Raw genomic sequence first — 12,461 nt, 5'->3', positions numbered from 1 at the left:
GCTATCTATTCGGTTTAAACCACTGGCAGCGGGTTATCTTCTGGCAGTGTGGTGTTTTCACTTAGTAATATTTCCATTAGCCTGGTTTCGCGTTCTAACACCGGCTGAATGAAGCTTTGAACATCACCAATTGCCTTAAATGCATTGAATCCTCGGTCTAAAAATTCGTGTAGCGCCAGTAGCCCAGCCATTTTGGCAGGCCGCCGAGACATCGAAATTAGCATACCAATCCCTCGAACCTTGATGACATCGGCTAATTGATCGCCAAGGTGTGAAATTATGGTAATTTGGCTTTCTCGGTCATTTTTTCGACCTACGCTTCGGTAGGCTTGCGCGTAAGAATCGCGGTTAATCGGTTGTGTAGCAAAATGTTTATTTAAATATTGCGCCATTTCCATGTCTAAATCGAAAGACAGCGCATTTAACGACAGTGCGTCATTCATGGCGTTCATTGCTTTCTCTGGTAGCACTTTGGCAAGTTTCGGGATCACTCTTACCAAATCGGCATCTCGTTGACTAAAGTCTTTGGGGCCGTAAAGCTCTTCTACGAAAAAAGCCATCGCTTTTTGATAGCGCTGCTGTTGTGCAAGGTCATCGTGAGATACTAAAAGCCGCTGACATTGCCAGTCTTGAAGTTGATGAATAAGCGCCATTAGGTTGAGTTTGTTTGCCAAGTCTCGCTGAGCATTAACTCGATGAATATGTTTAATGATCTCTTGCGCCAAAATTCTCACTCCATCGTCAAAGAGGGCGGTTAGTGTTGTAAACGTAGATTGACTCATGCGCGTCTAGCTTTCAAGTGAGAAGTCATTTCTTTACTGGTATAATCCCGCAAAATCAATTGCGTGCTCAAAGTACGCATTCTCGATAGTCAGTGTTTATCAAAGCTTTGAGATATTTCCTCCTAGCCATAAGAAGTAAGCGTGAGTTGATATGAATACCCCTGTCCACCACAACGAATTAAGCGAAGTAGACACCGATGTGCCAACGCTTATCGCGTTGTTCAATAGCACCTTTGCCGACTTCAACACGCGATTAGTGCTTGGGAGTGATGAACCCATTTACCTGCCCGCGAGTAAGCATTGCAACTATCACCAAATTGTTTTTGCAAACGGCTTTTTTTCTAGCGCACTGCACGAAGTGGCGCACTGGTGCATTGCCGGTGACAAACGCAGGCTGTTAGAAGATTACGGATATTGGTACTGTCCAGATGGCAGAGATACACAGCAACAGCTCGACTTTGAAAAGGTAGAAATAAAGCCCCAGGCTATTGAATGGGCGTTTACTGAGGCCGCGGGAAGGCAGTTTCAGGTCAGCACTGATAACCTCAATGGGGCCGAACCTGACCGAGAAGGGTTTACCGCAAACGTTGCCGCACAGTTAGCGCACTACAGGCAAGCTGGTTTTCCCCATAGAGCCCAGCGCTTTATCTCGGCGCTCGCCACCACGTTTTCGCTTGATGAAAACAACGACACTTCATCAACTAGATGCATTGGAGATGACGCCGCATGAGTAAGCCAAGTTTTCGGCTAGGAATTATTGTAAACCCCTTTGCGGGTATTGGCGGTGCGCTTGCATTAAAGGGAAGTGATGGCGCTCAAATAAGAGAAAAGGCCCTCGCCATGGGAGCCGAGAAAAAAGCCAATGAAAAAATGGCCAAAGCGCTGAGTATTCTAGACGCGCTTTCAGGGCAAGTTACGGTACTCACCGCATCGGGTGACATGGGTGAAACCGTTTGTGCTTCTTTGGGTATTCCTTGCGAGGTTATTTATCACGCCCCTGAAGTGCAAACCGAAGGCGAAGATTCAGAAAATGCAGCCCATGCAATGGTAGAAGCCGGTGTCGATTTGTTGTTATTCGCCGGTGGCGATGGAACCGCTCGCAATATATGTCGCGTTGTAGGTGAAGCCATCCCTGTGCTCGGCGTTCCCGCTGGATGTAAAATTCATTCTGGCGTGTATTGCGTTTCTCCGGCAGCTGCCGGGCAGGTAGTGAGCCAAATGATTGCTGGAGAGTTAGTCAGTGTCATGGACGCAGAGGTGCGCGACATAGATGAAGATGCCTTTAGAGGCGGTAAAGTCATAGCCAAGCATTACGGTGAAATGCGAGTTCCCGCCGAACTGACTTACGTTCAAGCAGTAAAAATGGGAGGCAAGGAAGACGAGGCTTTGGTGCTTGATGATATTTCTGCCTACGTATCGGAGATTATGGAGGACGAACCAGACACCTTATTTGTGATGGGCTCTGGCTCAACCGTAGGCTCGGTAATGGAGTATCTGGGGTTAGACAACACATTGCTCGGTGTCGATGTCATCAAAAACGGAGAGCTTGTTGCCAACGATGTGACGGCATCAGAACTGATAGAGCTAACTCGCGACAAACCGAGCAAGGTGGTACTTACCGTTATCGGCGGTCAGGGGCACATACTAGGGCGAGGCAATCAGCAGTTAAGCCCTGCTTTTATTCGCCAGTTGGGCAAAGAAAACATGATAGTTGTGGCAACCAAACAAAAGGTTCAAGCGCTAGATGGCAAACCCCTTCGGTTAGACTCTGGCGACCCACAATTAGATGAGGAACTTGCTGGAGCATTCACTATTATCACCGGCTATAAAGACAAAGTGTTGTACAACGCACTTTAAAACGAATTTAAAAACAAATTGTAAAAATGAATTAAGCAATAACAAAGGAGAAGAGAGTGTTACCACCTGCTGCTGCACCACACGACGTGGTAGAAAAAATCGCAAAAATTGAAGCTGCACTAGATGATGTTGTTAATCATGGAGATGATGATGAGCTGTTTATCGCCAGTTATCTGCAGGGGCATTTTGCAGTAGAGTCTCGCCAATTAGAAATGAAAGAAAGCGCAACCATTAAGCAGCTTGATGAAAACATGACGACGAGCTTAGAGCGTGCGTTTGCAAATAACGAGCTTGAAAAAGACGATGCAAAACTCGTCAATGCGCTGTGGTCTCGCTTATTTAATGCATTGTAAATTCAGCAATAATTGCCTCATTTATTCATCTTATGTTCAGATAACTTCTATTATATTGTGCTCTCGTTTTTTAGAAGCATCGAATAGATAACGGTGCTAGCATTATAAAAAGGATTTATTATGTTTGTTACACGTGCAGCCCTTTGCGCCCTCGCTCTAGCTACTCCTACCGTATTTGCCGAAACTACGCCAATTAACCATGAAGTCAGCATTGGTTTCTCTGATGTCAGAGATGCAGATGATAATTTCATTGGTGCCAGCTACCGTCATTATTTTGATACGGTAAATATCGGCGAGCAGGCTTACGCAATAAGCCCATACCTTCAGCGCAGCAACAATATATCGGTAGACTATTTCGGTATTGATAACGTCGATCAGTTTAATGTTACCGGGGAATGGTTTTCTCAAGACGATTTAGTGGTAAGAGGCCGTTACGGCAGAACTACTGACGACAACAGATTCTACGATGCAACCCTACAGCGTTTTGGCGTTGATGTTTCAAAGTTTGTTTCTGAAAATTGGGAAATGGGAGCAGGAATAGACTTTTACGACCTTGATGAAACCTTTAGGGCTTTTGATGGTGGAAGCGATGTGCAACGTTTTGGTGATTCTGAATTCAGTGCCAGTGTATTTGCTCGCTATACAAGCTTCGGTTTCAATCCTTCAAGCTTTAAACCAGGTTGGGATATCAAGCTTAAAGGTACGCACTTTGACGATGAGCTTACGTTAGAAGTCGATGCGGATTACTACTTCAAAGCCAACTGGAGTGTAGGCGTTATGGCAATACACGAGAACAATGATCGCTTTGGTTCTGAAAACGTCATAGAGTTGGGCACCAACTATTGGTTTAATGCGCATTCATCAATTCGCTTTGGTGCTGGTGTTGATACCGATGAAGGCACACTAGGCTCATTAACGCTATTAGGTACGTTTAGATTTTAAGCCTCACGAATGCTATCTCTTTCTAAAGCCTCGCTAATGCGGGGCTTTTTATTGCCATCCGTCCTCTAGAACGAGCTGCGAAGTAGATCAATCTATACGTATTTTGAGTATGTAGTTAGGGCGTGTTGCTCTTTGCTGTACATTTTTGCAGCGGTCTGTGAGCTATTTAGGCAAGGCGAATGGTTGAAGGTCTAGCGGGCTAAATCGAAACCATTCAACAAAGGATGAATAGCTCACAGGCGCTGCCCGAAGGGGGCGTTATGGAAGCACTTTACTTTTTGTCGCCGCTTTTTTATTTGGGCTCTTTGACTTAGCCCGCTAGGCCTACGGGACTGTTTCGCAAACAAAATGCTTCCATTTAGCCCAAAACTCGTACAACAAAGAGCAACACGCCCTGATAATTATTAACAAGGTAAGTTAAATGTCACTGCACTCGATTACGCAATTTTGCTTTGTTGTCCTATTGATAAGTGCTAGCGAATTGGCGTTCAGTGTGCCTGCCCCCGCATTTGTTGAAAAAGAGCAGGCAGAATTGAGCGCAACAGGCTGTACTGACCCGAAATACAAGCAGTTTGTTGAAGAGCGGCTCGACTATTTTGAACGCAAAAACAAGCGAATGATGAAGCGTACTCAGCGAGACTACGAGCGAAGCAGCCAAGCGAAAAGCAATCCGTATCAGGTGATAGGGGATTTGAGCCGACACCTTATTTACAGCGCTCAATTTGAGCCGGTAAAAACCGTGAACGCCAAGATTGACCTTATGTTTCAGCACGGCGAACGCCTAAGCAGAGATCAGCAAATAGCCGGTAATGTATTTGATAATTTTAGTACGGAAGCGCATTTTGTTGGAATAGCGAGGGCGTGGGTGGCCTATCGGCAGGGGCGTAACCAAGATGCCTTCAATGAGCTGTTAACGTCAATTGATGTGAGTAACTCAGCTGTTTTGGAATCATTTGGGCCTGACTTCACCTTTATCCGCCGTATCTACCGCGATGGTTACACTAAGCCAGTGGTTGCCTATATTAATAAAACCAAAGATTTTTGGACAGGAAAGCGAGCCGATGCGCTGCGCTTTGCCTGGCTCACCATGATTGAACAGGGCTGCGCTATTCAGTTTGATTCACTTGATACTATTAAATTTTCAGAGCTGGGCCTTATAGCAAAGTAGACAGCCACTAACGACGGTTTTGTGAGTACTTTTGCTTGCACGCTTCTTCAGCGATCAGCGAGTTTCCCAATGCGCCCATCGGTGTCGCACCGATGTGTACATCTATCATGAACTATTCTGCTTTTTTAGAATTTTAACGATCCTGTTATTTATAATTTGTGACAAGTTCCAATTGTACAGTTCGGAGTCGGTAGTGCCGTAGAACCCAATTACGACGGTATCAAGTTCTTTATTGTATTCTGCAAAGCTCTGATATCCCGGCACCCAACCTGAATGTTCATATTCATAAATGGAAGAATAGATTTCCTGTTCTCCTGCTCGAAACATTGAACCATCGTTCAGTGCTCTCACGAATGTGCCCACGTCTTCTGCCGTAGCCAACATGCCATGTTCATCTTTTTTTAAATCAAAGGGATGACCTACATGATAGCCACTCATTACATGCTCCATACTCACATCCTCTAGCGAACTGAAGGTATTGTTCAAATTCAGCGGCATTAGAATTTCTTTCTGAATGAAACGGAAGTTATCATAACCGAGTACATCGTCCATTATCTTATTAAGCAATAGGTAGTTTGTATTGCAATATTCATAATCTTCACCGGGTTTAAAGTTGGCCGGCTTATCTAGGATCAATGCGATACTTTCTTCATAGCTTTGTGTAGGTGCAGCCCAAAAATTCGGAGCATCCGTAAAGTTGGGAATACCGCTTCTATGCTGTAATAATAATCTCAATGAGATTGTGTCTGAGTTTTCGATTCTTCCTACAAGTTCAGGTAAATATTCGGCAATTGTCTTATCTAAATGAAGTCGTCCACTGCTTACTAATTTGGTAACGGCCACTGCATCATATAGCTTGCTGATGCTGGCAATCTTAAACAGTGCATGAGGTTTGGCGGGTATTTTAGCTTTTTTATTGTGCCAACCCGAAGCAACATACTGCGGGGGCTGACCAGTTCGGTCTATATAAACAATCATTCCGTCGAAACCATGGTCAATGGCTTCATCTAGCTGTTCCTGAACCGTATTTGGCAGCGGCAGAATCCATGCCTTTACTAATAGCCACGGTACAAAGTACAAAGAAGTTATAGTCGCTATTAGAAGGGGGATTCTCAGAATTTTTTTCTTTTGATTTTTGTTCATATCGCTTCAGTCGGTTATTGCTCTAATTACTTTTAATAACGAATGCAGAAACCAAGGGCATAACGGCAAAAACTGCTCTGAATGTAAGCTACCGAGTAAAGGAAGTTAGCGAGTTTATATGCGTTCATGCTTAGGGTTTGAAAAAGTGGATTCCCAAGATACTAGTGCTGCGCAGAGGCTCGATATTATGAGAGTGAGGATAGATGCGCCAATACCATAGAAGCCAACCATAACTGATTTGAATAAAACCGGTTGAGCGCTGTAAGTAAGGGTTCCTCTGACCAGCATTTGCTCACCTGGGGAAAAGTAGCTCAACGAAACAGCAAGAAAAATCGCCAAAGCAAGACCAAAGAAAACGTATCCCAAGTAGGCTAGGCAAGGCGCGATAAACAATAATGCGCCTAGGTTATTCGGCTTTAAATGGGAGTAGGGTACTAGTTTCATAAAAATTCCATTTATATGTGTTTACACTGGATTTTCGTTTTGTGACATTACTGATAAAAATATATAAGTAACATAAAGGTGGCGACTATTGAAACGCAACCCACAATAAACGATTCTGGAGGCTCTTGTCAGAACCCGTTCTATGTTTTGTTATGTAACCCGGCCCTTTGAACCAAATTTCTTCCTATTCAGACCTAACGTCATCAACCCTATAAATGCGAACAAAGTGCCAATCGGAATGATAAAAAGCAATAAGAATGAGTAAAATATCAAAGTCCAAAACAGCCAACTTGTGCGGTACTTTAGTACTGTAACGGAAATTAATAGAAACATTATCCCCAGCATAAAAAGACCAAAACCCACCACAATAGGTTTCAACATTGACATCTCTTCTGGGGTTATTTTAGGTTTATTGGTACTGAAAAGGCTTATGTCTTGAAATGAAGAGTAGATGGGAAGAGCGCATCTACCATTCCCAATGGAAGTGCCCAAAAAAGCAATAAACCTAATATCGTAATATATTTCCCTATAACCTCTTTACTCATCTGCTCCCTCTTACCTAGTTGTTGGTTGATACATTTCGCCGAGCTAAAAAGATAGCACACAACAAAACCGGCAATAGCTTTGCTAATGTAAGCGCAAGGTTGTACCACATATCGTCATTATTATGCGCGATAGTAGCTAAGCCATATACCATAAACAGAATGAACGGAGCGATAAGAAAGGAAGAATTGACCATATTAAAAAGCCGCCTAAAAATTATCGCGAGCAGATAAAACGAAAGTGTGAGCGGCAGACCAATGGTGATGAAGCTTGTTAATGACAGTGCCAAAGTTGGTGAAAGTTGCATTAAGGGTAATAGCATTTTTTCTGGGACGGCAACTGCAGCGCCATAGCCCATAATCACTATCGACAAACAGACAAATAAAACGCCGGCAGCAAAAGATAGAGACCTGTTTGCCAAAGGCTTATTTTTTAGATTCATTTCCATATCAAAGTTCCTTTTAAAAAGCCTAATAGCTTGCTATCAGGCTAATAGTAGTTTGCTAAGATAGCGACGAAGTAAAGCCATGCTTGCGTTTCAGTGTACCTGCTATTTGGCACATAAATTAAGCGCGTTGTAACATTTAATGAGGTGATACTTTCACTGAAACTTTAGTCGGTGAATTGGCTGCCAACTCCATTACTTGTTTGTAGGTAAGGCCATCCATCTTTTTGCTTAAAATATAGTAATTGATTGACTCCATAGTGGGGTCATCAAGCAAGTCAACAGCACTAGTAACGTCAGAAAATTGTATAGCAACCAATGCTGCAGCAAAGTCGACTCTTTTACGATTGGGTAGCTTTTGTAGCATGTAGCTAATATCGTTTTGGATCGACGTTTCGCTGCTTCCATTGAAAACAAATTCTTCTTTGGTACTGGCGCAACCCAATAAAGAAATAAACGCAACTGATAAAAATAAAACTCTCATAGTCTTCCTTAAATATGTCTATCCCTGAAAACGCAGTGAGTGAGTTGGTCTGGTTTTTAGGCGGTATTAGGGCTTCGTATTTTCCTGTAACGCATAGTAAGAACTGTAATAATGCCACATAAAATGCCGGTGCTAAAAGCTCCATTAAAGCCCAAAGAAACTACAAGCGGGCGTAAGACAAATAAATTAATAATGAGCGCTGGTATGAATGCAATAGCGAATACTTTCAGCTTAAACATTGTTTCAAAGGGTGAGTTGCAGTGTGGGCAAACTTTTCTTTTTCCCCACTTATTGGCAGTTTTAGAAAAGAAGCCTATTTTTTCTTCACAGCTTGGACACCTAAAGAACTGTTCGTTTGATTCAAAATTATCATCGAGTGTCTTTGGATTATTTTTCCCTAATGGGTGTCGTGAATTTAACTCGTCTTTTATCCGCTCAACTCGATCTGGAAAGGCTTCTCTATCTATATTGGCTAGAGCATCTTCTAGCTCTGCAATTGAATACCCTGAATAATCTGGTCCCATCTATAAATTTTCCTTGTCACCTAACGTTAAGCAAAAGAGCAGTTGCATTGCGCGTAAATTGCCTAGGGCGGCGAGCTATGTAGCTGTCTCAGTGAGTCCGTTCCGCTAAATTTTATGGACTAAACACCAGCATAATAATCAATAGTATCGACAGTTAAAATTAAATATTCTTTGATTCTAACAACTTTACTCACAGGGCATACCTCTTTGCATGTTAATGGCAAGCCACTCCCATTTGAACGTATAACTCATGCTTTATCCTCAACTCCAATACTTCTCCAATCATAAATTTTCTTGTTAAGTAACATTGCAAATATTATCTGAATTCGGGGTCTGAATTCGAGCCAATCAACTTTCTGACTTTAGAGCCTACTAGTGTGGCCGCAATTAACGCCAAAATTTGAAATGGAATAAGCAAAAAGCCACCTACCAGATATGCTTGAATAAAATATTCACTGAGTAGACCCGACACTACAAAGTAGCCCATGAATTTGTGTACCAGCAGACGCCTTAAAACGCTTGTTATATGATATGAAACTCAAGGCTTACTCAATGCTGAGTGATGAATTAGCCAATAGGCGGCGGCTACAAAAACGCCACCTACCAATACAGCGAGTGACCAAATTACTGGACCCACAAACGCTAGTTGTCGATTTTCTTCGTTTAATCTGCTGGAGTCATTAAATATAGCGGCACTAAACGCGAGGTGCACAATTATAGTTGCAATAAGTGGCAAGATTGCCCACATAGACATTGATGAAAAGAAATGAGAGTTAAAATCCATTTATTATGTTTCCTTTTTTTAAACTCAACTTGGCTAAAATGCGAAGCAGCTCACGTGTCGGCGTCCCAGCGAACGAGTGGCTGACGTAAGCCATGCTGCAGGAATTTTATGAGAATTTAGCATCTCATTAAGCAATTTGCGCATGCTTACAGAAAATGGTTTAAGGCATTCTTCATTGCAGCTGTTTTCTACTGCTAACAAATTGATTGTGATAGAAGAGATATTCCTACGCTTGGCAAGTAAACATAGTTGTCCTATTGCCCAGTAACCAAGATGATCGTTATTACGACCATTAAGCATATGAGTAAAGTTTCTTACAATACCCTTGAACTCAGTTCGGCGAGCCATGATCCCCCTTGGCTTCTAACCTTAAGCTAAGGGGCAAAAAGTAGCGCGCAAAATAGCCGAAGGCGCGCTGCGATTGTGTTTCAGTGAGCCCGCTTTTGGCGAAAGACTTAAGCGTTTTGTAAGGCATGTTTACAAACACCCTCGTTACTCAATTGCTCTTTAACTTCTAATATAAATTTATTCGTTTGCTCTTCTGTTCCGAAGAGTTTTTTACTTGATAAAAATAGACCTTGGAGGTCTTCAAATATACTTAAACTCGTTTCTAAATTTGCACAGTGGTAGGCCTTCAAATTCTTCTCATTGCCTTGAGTCAAAAGGCTAACGGACTGAGAGAATGTACGCATCTCAGAAAAATTGGATGATTGAATGCTATGAATGAATAAAATATACCCTAGGAATCCAGCAATAAGCGCCCCCAAAGCGAAAGAAGAAGTACAATAAGCCAACGTTTTCATAGTTTTCCTTTTGAGTGCTTAACTTTTTTGTAACGGGCGTAGGCACGCGGAGAGTAATAGCGAAGCCACCCTACGTATTAACGTCCTATACGCGCTAAGCGAGTATTTATGACAACGTGGCTGCTAACTTTAAGCTAATATTCATGCATTAACTTAACGGTGTAAACTCCGAAAAGACTGACGAGATTTCTTTAACTTGAGAAACCGGTACATAGTCACAAACCTCTGAAAAAGATACCCACATTTCCCGTATTTTCACGTTAGAGTGGGCTTTTTCAATAGCGTCTTTAGATGCCCATTCAAATACTTCGATAATGGTTCCATCTTCTGAACGCATAGAAATAGCGTCTCGATTACTGATTAAGCCCTCCGCCCTGAGAGTAGGAATGTGTGATTTTACAAGAGCTTCAAGCTCAGCTTGTTTACCTTTCTTTGGCTTATAACCGACAATAACTATTCTACCTGTCATCATTAGTTCTCGATGCTGATTGGCACATAACACCTAGCTAAGGGGCGCATGTGCAGCGCGATAATGGTGAAGCCGCGCTGCGTTTGTGTCCCAGTGTGGCATGCAGTGCTACACGTGTTAAGCGCTTTGTTATATGCCATTTGTTAACCTAACCCTCATAACACATGATAGTAGCAACAGCTTCTAATATTGAAGATTGATTACCGTGCCAGCCTTCTGAGGATGTAGAATTTGAAATGCCTTTAAGACTAATATTTTCTCCAAATTTAGACCTACTAAATTCGTAATATCTAGAACGGCACGCTTTTCTAGCTGCAAGATGTATCTTATTTTTGACTGCAACTTTCCCTTCCGATATTGGGCCTTGCGCAGTAATAAGAATATGCGTCTTTGATATCTTCTTCTGCTTCCGGCCTGATAGATAAAATAAATCTCATTAGCCAGTGATTCTGCTCTTAACGTCGCTCCAACTTGAACCAAAGTCTTGGTCAGCTTCGAAGGACTTTATTCTAGCGTTAAGAAGCTGAGCTTGCTCTTTTGATAATTCAATAGAATCTTGTTTTGCAGCTACTGAGTCCCAAATCCTCTGGGCGAGTTCAACTTTTTCTATAGTTGAGAGGTTCTCTATTTTCATAGCAGGTCTCCTAATATATCGAGTGCTACAAGTATAATTGTTTATTAGACAAAAAACATTTCGATTTCACTGAAGCAGCTAACTACCCACATAAGGGGCAGTAATACGTGGGCTAAAATCCGAGCGAAGAGACAGAGCCCACGTGTTACTGTCCTAGCGCGCCTGCGAGCGGCTTAATGTGATTGTTAGGCGGCATGCAGATCTATTGGCTGGACGTTATCCAAGTTGATGTTTTGCTTTGCCTGCCAAAGTTCATAGTTGTCTTGCATACTAAGCCAACTCTCAGGGCTGCGCCCTAATACCTTTGATAACCTTAATGCCATTTCTGGCGTTACTGCACTTTTTCCCTTAACGACACGATTTAGTGTAGAAGCGGCTACACCAAGATGGGTTGCAAGTGTCCTGCAACTTATGCCGTGTGGCTCCATGTAAATGGACTCAATAAATTCACCGGGGTGTGGTGGGTTATGCATATTCATTAGTGATAATCCTCGTAATTTAAGATGTAAGCATTACCATCCGTGAACTCGAAAGTTACTCTCCAGTTACCGTTGACAGATATCGACCAAATGTTTGACCTTTCCCCTTTAAGTTGATGTAGAGAGAAGCCTGGCAAATTAATGTCATCAATATCTTGCGCGGTGTGAATAGCAGCTAACTGCATGCGAAGTTTTTTCGCGTGCTTAGTCTGTATGCCTGAAGTTTTCCCTTTTTCGAAAAATAGCTTCAGGCCCTTATGTTTAAATGACTTAATCATGGAAAGAGTGTAGCGTATTGCGCAACGCGGTGCAACTTGACGCCTAACGGCCCGCATAACGGGCAAAAATACGTAGGCTAGAATACCAAGCGCAGCGCAGGGAGCCTACGTGTTTTTGTCCCAAGGAGCGCTAGCGACTGAATTGATGCGTTTGTTATACGCAATTTGCCACACCTGTAGCGCATTGCTACAATGTGATAATGAATTATAAGGAGACATATTATGGCAACCGCGAGCGTAAGACTAGACCAAGATCTAGTTGAGAAAGCTACCATTATGGGTAAAGCACTAAACCGAACGATGCCTAAACAGATTGAGCATTGGGCAAA

At 42.6% G+C, this 12,461-nt stretch carries 19 protein-coding genes; 6 read left to right on the top strand and 13 right to left on the bottom strand.

Going from position 1 to position 12,461, the window contains the following annotated elements; all coding sequences use genetic code 11:
* Positions 1 to 14: 14 nt before the first annotated feature.
* Positions 15 to 725, bottom strand: coding sequence for a DUF8198 family protein (locus GTQ48_RS16555; RefSeq protein WP_163107716.1), 711 nt, complete (start codon positions 723 to 725; stop codon positions 15 to 17).
* A gap of 208 nt (positions 726 to 933) precedes the next feature.
* Between GTQ48_RS16555 and GTQ48_RS16550 the strand changes: the two genes are divergently transcribed.
* The 5 genes from GTQ48_RS16550 to GTQ48_RS16530 all read left to right on the top strand — a co-directional run bounded on the left by GTQ48_RS16550 (position 934) and on the right by GTQ48_RS16530 (position 5,102).
* Positions 934 to 1,512 carry an elongation factor P hydroxylase gene (locus GTQ48_RS16550; RefSeq protein WP_163107654.1) on the top strand — a complete coding sequence of 193 codons (579 nt, stop codon included), beginning with the start codon at positions 934 to 936 and terminating at the stop codon, positions 1,510 to 1,512.
* Positions 1,509 to 2,639, top strand: coding sequence for an ATP-NAD kinase family protein (locus GTQ48_RS16545; RefSeq protein ID WP_163107653.1), 1,131 nt, complete (start codon positions 1,509 to 1,511; stop codon positions 2,637 to 2,639). The genes GTQ48_RS16550 and GTQ48_RS16545 overlap by 4 nt, the downstream gene beginning before the upstream one ends.
* A 56-nt stretch (positions 2,640 to 2,695) precedes the next feature.
* Positions 2,696 to 2,992 carry a YfcL family protein gene (locus tag GTQ48_RS16540; RefSeq protein WP_163107652.1) on the top strand — a complete coding sequence of 99 codons (297 nt, stop codon included), beginning with the start codon at positions 2,696 to 2,698 and terminating at the stop codon, positions 2,990 to 2,992.
* Between the two features lie 120 nt (positions 2,993 to 3,112).
* Positions 3,113 to 3,934: a hypothetical protein gene (locus GTQ48_RS16535; RefSeq protein WP_163107651.1), complete on the top strand. Its 822-nt coding sequence runs from the start codon at positions 3,113 to 3,115 to the stop codon at positions 3,932 to 3,934.
* A gap of 421 nt (positions 3,935 to 4,355) precedes the next feature.
* The gene (locus GTQ48_RS16530) at positions 4,356 to 5,102 is read left to right on the top strand and encodes a hypothetical protein (protein WP_239060166.1); all 747 of its coding nucleotides are present in this window, start codon (positions 4,356 to 4,358) and stop codon (positions 5,100 to 5,102) included.
* Between the two features lie 105 nt (positions 5,103 to 5,207).
* On the opposite strand, the gene GTQ48_RS16525 is transcribed toward GTQ48_RS16530, so the two are convergent.
* The 12 genes from GTQ48_RS16525 to GTQ48_RS16470 all read right to left on the bottom strand — a co-directional run bounded on the left by GTQ48_RS16525 (position 5,208) and on the right by GTQ48_RS16470 (position 12,132).
* The gene (locus GTQ48_RS16525) at positions 5,208 to 6,245 is read right to left on the bottom strand and encodes a serine hydrolase domain-containing protein (protein ID WP_163107650.1); all 1,038 of its coding nucleotides are present in this window, start codon (positions 6,243 to 6,245) and stop codon (positions 5,208 to 5,210) included.
* Positions 6,246 to 6,359: 114 nt separating this feature from the next.
* Positions 6,360 to 6,689, bottom strand: coding sequence for a hypothetical protein (locus tag GTQ48_RS16520; protein ID WP_163107649.1), 330 nt, complete (start codon positions 6,687 to 6,689; stop codon positions 6,360 to 6,362).
* Positions 6,690 to 7,248: 559 nt separating this feature from the next.
* The gene (locus GTQ48_RS16515; RefSeq protein ID WP_163107648.1) at positions 7,249 to 7,680 is read right to left on the bottom strand and encodes a hypothetical protein; all 432 of its coding nucleotides are present in this window, start codon (positions 7,678 to 7,680) and stop codon (positions 7,249 to 7,251) included.
* 136 nt (positions 7,681 to 7,816) lie between these two features.
* On the bottom strand, positions 7,817 to 8,161 hold the full coding sequence (locus GTQ48_RS16510; RefSeq protein WP_163107647.1) for a DUF6694 family lipoprotein: 345 nt from the start codon (positions 8,159 to 8,161) through the stop codon (positions 7,817 to 7,819).
* A gap of 56 nt (positions 8,162 to 8,217) precedes the next feature.
* The gene (locus GTQ48_RS16505; RefSeq protein ID WP_163107646.1) at positions 8,218 to 8,685 is read right to left on the bottom strand and encodes a hypothetical protein; all 468 of its coding nucleotides are present in this window, start codon (positions 8,683 to 8,685) and stop codon (positions 8,218 to 8,220) included.
* A 316-nt stretch (positions 8,686 to 9,001) separates the two neighbouring features.
* Complete coding sequence (locus GTQ48_RS16500) at positions 9,002 to 9,172, bottom strand: hypothetical protein (protein WP_163107645.1); 171 nt, start codon at positions 9,170 to 9,172, stop codon at positions 9,002 to 9,004.
* Positions 9,173 to 9,223: 51 nt separating this feature from the next.
* Positions 9,224 to 9,469 (bottom strand): hypothetical protein, encoded by a 246-nt coding sequence (locus GTQ48_RS16495; RefSeq protein WP_163107644.1) that lies wholly within the window; start codon positions 9,467 to 9,469, stop codon positions 9,224 to 9,226.
* 455 nt (positions 9,470 to 9,924) lie between these two features.
* Positions 9,925 to 10,272: a hypothetical protein gene (locus GTQ48_RS16490; RefSeq protein ID WP_163107643.1), complete on the bottom strand. Its 348-nt coding sequence runs from the start codon at positions 10,270 to 10,272 to the stop codon at positions 9,925 to 9,927.
* A gap of 148 nt (positions 10,273 to 10,420) precedes the next feature.
* The gene (locus tag GTQ48_RS16485) at positions 10,421 to 10,744 is read right to left on the bottom strand and encodes a putative quinol monooxygenase (RefSeq protein ID WP_203565285.1); all 324 of its coding nucleotides are present in this window, start codon (positions 10,742 to 10,744) and stop codon (positions 10,421 to 10,423) included.
* A gap of 433 nt (positions 10,745 to 11,177) precedes the next feature.
* Positions 11,178 to 11,375: an addiction module protein gene (locus GTQ48_RS16480; RefSeq protein ID WP_163107642.1), complete on the bottom strand. Its 198-nt coding sequence runs from the start codon at positions 11,373 to 11,375 to the stop codon at positions 11,178 to 11,180.
* Positions 11,376 to 11,560: 185 nt separating this feature from the next.
* The gene (locus tag GTQ48_RS16475; RefSeq protein ID WP_032095616.1) at positions 11,561 to 11,854 is read right to left on the bottom strand and encodes a HigA family addiction module antitoxin; all 294 of its coding nucleotides are present in this window, start codon (positions 11,852 to 11,854) and stop codon (positions 11,561 to 11,563) included.
* The gene (locus GTQ48_RS16470) at positions 11,854 to 12,132 is read right to left on the bottom strand and encodes a type II toxin-antitoxin system RelE/ParE family toxin (RefSeq protein WP_012517116.1); all 279 of its coding nucleotides are present in this window, start codon (positions 12,130 to 12,132) and stop codon (positions 11,854 to 11,856) included. Before GTQ48_RS16470 ends, GTQ48_RS16475 begins: the two co-directional genes overlap by 1 nt.
* Before the next feature lie 222 nt (positions 12,133 to 12,354).
* Between GTQ48_RS16470 and GTQ48_RS17845 the strand changes: the two genes are divergently transcribed.
* Positions 12,355 to 12,461 (top strand): TA system antitoxin ParD family protein (locus GTQ48_RS17845; protein WP_420837616.1); only part of this gene is annotated, 107 nt, incomplete at its 3' end.

It is taken from the genome of Alteromonas genovensis (genome assembly GCF_010500895.1).
Taxonomy (GTDB): domain Bacteria; phylum Pseudomonadota; class Gammaproteobacteria; order Enterobacterales; family Alteromonadaceae; genus Alteromonas; species Alteromonas genovensis.
The sequence above is the reverse complement of the archived record's forward strand: the minus strand, read 5'-3'. Positions and strand labels throughout refer to the sequence as shown.